At 68.5% G+C, this 4,439-nt stretch carries 3 protein-coding genes and 2 pseudogenes; 1 reads left to right on the top strand and 4 read right to left on the bottom strand.

The window, feature by feature from the left end; all coding sequences use genetic code 11:
- Both EET03_RS25165 and EET03_RS25160 read right to left on the bottom strand, forming a co-directional pair.
- Window positions 1–573 (bottom strand): annotated as a pseudogene (locus EET03_RS25165) (PE family protein); the annotation flags it as partial.
- Window positions 574–650: 77 nt separating this feature from the next.
- Window positions 651–2,456: a hypothetical protein gene (locus EET03_RS25160; RefSeq protein ID WP_075542379.1), complete on the bottom strand. Its 1,806-nt coding sequence runs from the start codon at window positions 2,454–2,456 to the stop codon at window positions 651–653.
- On the opposite strand from EET03_RS25160, the gene EET03_RS25155 reads away from it, so the two are divergent.
- Window positions 2,422–3,357, top strand: coding sequence for an NAD-dependent epimerase/dehydratase family protein (locus EET03_RS25155; protein WP_075542378.1), 936 nt, complete (start codon window positions 2,422–2,424; stop codon window positions 3,355–3,357). The genes EET03_RS25160 and EET03_RS25155 overlap by 35 nt on opposite strands.
- A gap of 42 nt (window positions 3,358–3,399) precedes the next feature.
- On the opposite strand, the gene EET03_RS25150 is transcribed toward EET03_RS25155, so the two are convergent.
- Both EET03_RS25150 and EET03_RS25145 read right to left on the bottom strand, forming a co-directional pair.
- Window positions 3,400–4,299 (bottom strand): PE family protein, encoded by a 900-nt coding sequence (locus tag EET03_RS25150; protein WP_099193803.1) that lies wholly within the window; start codon window positions 4,297–4,299, stop codon window positions 3,400–3,402.
- 33 nt (window positions 4,300–4,332) lie between these two features.
- Window positions 4,333–4,439 (bottom strand): annotated as a pseudogene (locus EET03_RS25145) (IS982 family transposase); the annotation flags it as partial.

Genomic DNA, 4,439 nt, shown 5'->3' with positions numbered 1-4,439 from the left:
CCGTTGCCGGTAAGCCGCCCGCCGTGGCCGCCGGCTCCGCCGCCGCCACCCAACCAGCCGGCTCCTCCGTTGCCGATCAATGCGGCGGCGCCACCGTTGCCGCCCGCGAGGGTGGTAGTGGCGCTGGTGACGCTGTAGCCCGCGCCGCCGTTGCCGTACAACAACCCGCCGGCTCCGCCGTTGGGGTTGTTGCTGTCCCGTCGGCGCCGTTGCCGATCATCGGGCGGCCGAGCAGCGCCCGGGTGGGCGCATTGACCGCACCGAGAATCTGCTTTTCCAGCGGCTGCAACGGCGAGGCGTTGACGGCCTCGGCGCCGGCATAGACGCTTCCGGCGGCGGCCAATGCCTGCACGAATCGAGCGCGAAAGGCGGCGGCTTGAGCGCCCAGATCCTGATATGCCTGCGCGTGTGCGGCAAACACCGATGCGATCGCTGCGGACACCTTGTCGGCGCTCGCCGCCCGACAGTCGGTAGTGTCGCCGCCACATTGGCCGCGTTCACCGTCGAGCCGATACCCGCCAACTCCGTCGCCGCCGAAGTCAGGATGTCCGGAGCCGCGACCAGATACGACATTGATGACCTCCAATTTGTCGAACCCGGCAAACGCTCAGCGCGGCTGGGCGGTCACCCCGTTTGTCCGGATTGGACCATCAACCGGGCGCCAGGTAACCCACCGGACCCGCCGCGATGCACAGCGACAGCGCGGTGGTGTTGGCCCGCACCCTGATCGCATCCCCGGCGCCGGGCAGCCGGGCGTAGACGCGGTTGAGGCCGGGATGCACCGGGACCTTCCGCTCGGGTCCGTCGGACAGCGACAGTGTCATCGATCCGTCGCTGTTGGCGAGGTAGTTGAGTTCGACGGTCCAGTCGGCGGGCAGCAGCGGGCCGTCGAGGACCAGCCGCGTCGGCTGGTCCGGTTGGGTGAAGTAGCCGCAGTGCGGCTGCGGGCCGGGAACAATCGCGCGGACCCAGGTCACTCGCGCGTCGACCAGGCTGCCGGAGCTGTTGAACATGCGCAATCGTGTTGTCGCCGTTTCAAATTCAGGCCGGTCGCGCAGCAGGGCGAATAGGTGGCTGGCCAGGTTCTCCGGCCAGGCCACCCGCTGCAGCACCAACGGGTCGACTTCCTGATCCAGCAGCGGTGCATTCGAATCAGCGTGTGCCGCAGCCAGACTGGCCTTCGCGTTCTGCAGGTACGCCTTGGTCGGGTTGTCGCGCCAACTGGTCAGGAATGTCGCCGTGGAATACAGGCTGCTGGCCAGGAACAGGGTCGTCAGGCCGGCCGTCACGCCAGTGCGCAGCGGTGAAGAGTCCCGCCACGGTGTATCCCGGTTTGGCGCGGCGAACGCGACAGCGCCCAGCAGCGCCAGCACGACCACGAGATCCGGTAAATATCTTAGTGTTTGGGCTAATTCGAGCGCGGTGAACCGTGACGAGCGCATCAGATAGACGGGGACCTGGCATGCGACGGTATAGCCTGCCGCGGTCAACCAGACCGCACCTATGCGGCGCTTGTGGATCAACGAAAGCCCAAGCACGCCAAGCAAGACCAACCAGCCGAGGGCCATCACCGCCGGCGGCGGCGTGCCCCACGGCGACGACGGCGCCCAGCGATCCCAGTGCCAGGGCCCGCCGGCCAGGCCCGGCACGATGCCGTGGGTGATCGAGCGGCACAGCAGATTCAACGTCATCGAAAGGTCCGAGCTCCACCGTTTCTGGTTGACCACCGCCAGATACAGCCCCACCCAGGCGGCAGTCAGCGCCAGCGAGGCCGTCCATAACCGGAAACCCGCCCGCCATACCGTTAGCAGCGCCCTCGGGTCGCCGCCGACGTGACACCACAGCGCGGCCACCGCAAATGCGACAAACGGGATTACCGCGGACTTCTCGAAGAACAGCAGACCGGCGAGGTAAACCAGTACGCTGGTCACCGCGTATCGCGGGTTGCCGGTGCGGATCAGCAGGACCGCGTCGGCGCACACCCAGGCCAGCGCCGCCAGCATCGGCAACGAGTTCAGCGCCGCCGCCCACCACGTGAAGCCGGGCACCCCCAGCGGGGTGAACAACGCGAACGTCAAGGGAATCAACAGAACCCGACGCCAGCCCAGGATCACCTGCAGCGCCCGCAGCAATGCCAGCGAAGCCAGCAGCTGCAGCACCGCCAGACTGATCGCCGGACCGGTCCAGACCAGTGGCGCCGCCCGGATGATCGCACCGCCAACCAGGAAGGCGCCCGGCATCACGTGGCCGTCATGGTCGTCGAACAGATACGACGGCGACAGCAGGCCCTGGGTGCCGGCCTTCCCGACCAGGATCAGATCGTCCCAGTAGAAGTACCCCCCGAATGCCAGCACCGCGCGAACCGCCAGTTGTGCCGCGATGAGCAACGCGGCCGCCAACACCACTCTGTATGGTGGGCCGGTGCGCGCACTCGTCACCGGGGCAGCCGGTTTCATCGGATCGACGCTAGTCGACCGTCTGCTTGCCGACGGTCACACGGTAATCGGGCTGGACAATTTCGCGACCGGCCGGGCCACCAACCTCGAGCACCTCGCCGAGCACCCCGCCCACGTTTTTGTCGAGGCCGACATCGTGACCGCCGATTTGCAGGCCATCCTTGACCTGCACCGACCGGAGGTGGTGTTTCACTTGGCGGCGCAGATAGACGTTCGGCATTCGGTGGCCGACCCGCAATTCGACGCGGAAGTGAACGTCATCGGCACGGTGCGGCTGGCCGAAGCGGCACGCCGCACCCGGGTCCGCAAGATCGTGCACACCTCCTCGGGCGGATCCATTTACGGCGTCCCGCCGGTGTACCCGACTCCCGAGACCGTGCCGACCGATCCGGCGTCGCCGTACGCCGCGGGCAAGGTGGCCGGCGAGATCTACCTGAACACCTTCCGGCATCTGTACGGTCTGGACTGCTCGCACATCGCACCGGCCAATGTCTACGGGCCCCGCCAGGACCCGCACGGTGAGGCGGGCGTGGTGGCGATCTTCGCCCAGGCGCTGCTGTCGGGCAAGCCCACCAAGGTGTTCGGCGACGGCGGCAAGACGCGCGACTACGTGTTCGTCGACGACGTGGTGGACGCCTTCATCAAGGCCGCCGGCGAAGCGGGCGGTGGGCAGCGCTTCAACATCGGTACCGGCATCGAAACGTCGGACCGCCAACTGCATTCGGCGGTGGCGGCGGCTGTCGGCGGACCCGACGACCCGGAGTTCCACCCGGACCGGCTGGGTGACCTGAGGCGGTCGTGCCTCGACATCGGCTTGGCCGAACGGGTTTTGGGGTGGCGGCCCCGGGTGGAGCTGGCCGAGGGTGTGCGTCGCACGGTGGAGTACTTCCGGTACGCGTAACTCGGGGATTAGCTACCGGCCGCCGCCCAGCGCCACACTGCGCTACCCGTGGGCGCCGGGTGCGCCGGGTGCCCCGATCGCCCCGCCGCGACCGCCGGTACCACCCTCGCCGCCGCCGGCCAGGCCGCCGCTGGGACCGCCGTCCGCACCGCTTCCGCCGAAGCCGAACAGGATGCCGGCATCGCCGCCGTCGCCGCCGCTGCCGCCGCGAATTATTCTCGTGCCGGTAGCACCCCATCCGCCGTTGCCGCCGTTACCGATCAACAACCCAGCGTTGCCGCCGTCGCCGCCGCGGCCCTGGGACTGCCCGAACCCGGCGTAACCCCCATTACCGCCGTCACCGACCAGGCCGCGTGCGGGGCCGCCGTCGCCGCCGTTGCCTGCGCTGCCGCCGTTGTTACCGCCCCCATATCCGCCGGTGCCGCCGCTACCGGCGAGCAGCCCGGCGGATCCGCCATTTCCGCCGGCCAACCCCCGCGTGTGGAAATTGAAGGTGCCGGTCCCGCCGGAGCCGCCGTTGCCGCCGTTGCCGATCAATAGCCCGCCATCGCCGCCGTTCTGACCGGTGCCCGGGGCGCCGTCGGCACCATTGCCGATCAGCGGGCGGCCCAACAACGCCATGGTGGGCGCGTTGATCGCCTTAAGCAGCTGCTGCCCGGCGCTGGCGACATCGGTGATCGCATAGGCGCTCGCGCTGGCCTGCAGGGTGCGCACAAACTGGTCGTGGAATGCCGCCGCCTCAGCGCTGAAGGCCTGGTATGTCGCGGCGTGGTCACCGAACAACGCCGCCAGCGCCGTCGACACCCTCATCGACAGCGGACGCCAGCACCGACAATGTCGGACCGCGGCCGCGGCATTCGCCTGGGCTAGGGCAGCGCCGACCCTCGACAGATCACCGGCTGCGGCGGCCACCACCTCAGGTGCGGCGATGACAAACGACATGGGTCCTCCTAGATGAGTAATTCCCAACCTTGGTCAGTGGTCGTAGGCGATCAGTGACCTCTTGACTGGGCTGTTGATCTTCCAGTTGTGCCAGATCACAGCGGCAAGGGCGAGGAGGCGCTGGGCGACGCGGGCGTAGA

Source organism: Mycobacterium innocens, assembly GCF_900566055.1.
GTDB lineage: Bacteria > Actinomycetota > Actinomycetes > Mycobacteriales > Mycobacteriaceae > Mycobacterium > Mycobacterium innocens.
Note: the sequence above shows the minus strand (reverse complement) of the source record. Positions and strands in the feature narration are given on the sequence as shown.

What these genes read in the sequence shown, in the direction of transcription:
- EET03_RS25160 (WP_075542379.1), bottom strand. Translation starts at nt 2,456, where the DNA reads ATGAAACCGGCTGCCCCGGTGACGAGTGCGCGCACCGGCCCACCATAC.
- EET03_RS25150 (WP_099193803.1), bottom strand. Translation starts at nt 4,299, where the DNA reads ATGTCGTTTGTCATCGCCGCACCTGAGGTGGTGGCCGCCGCAGCCGGT.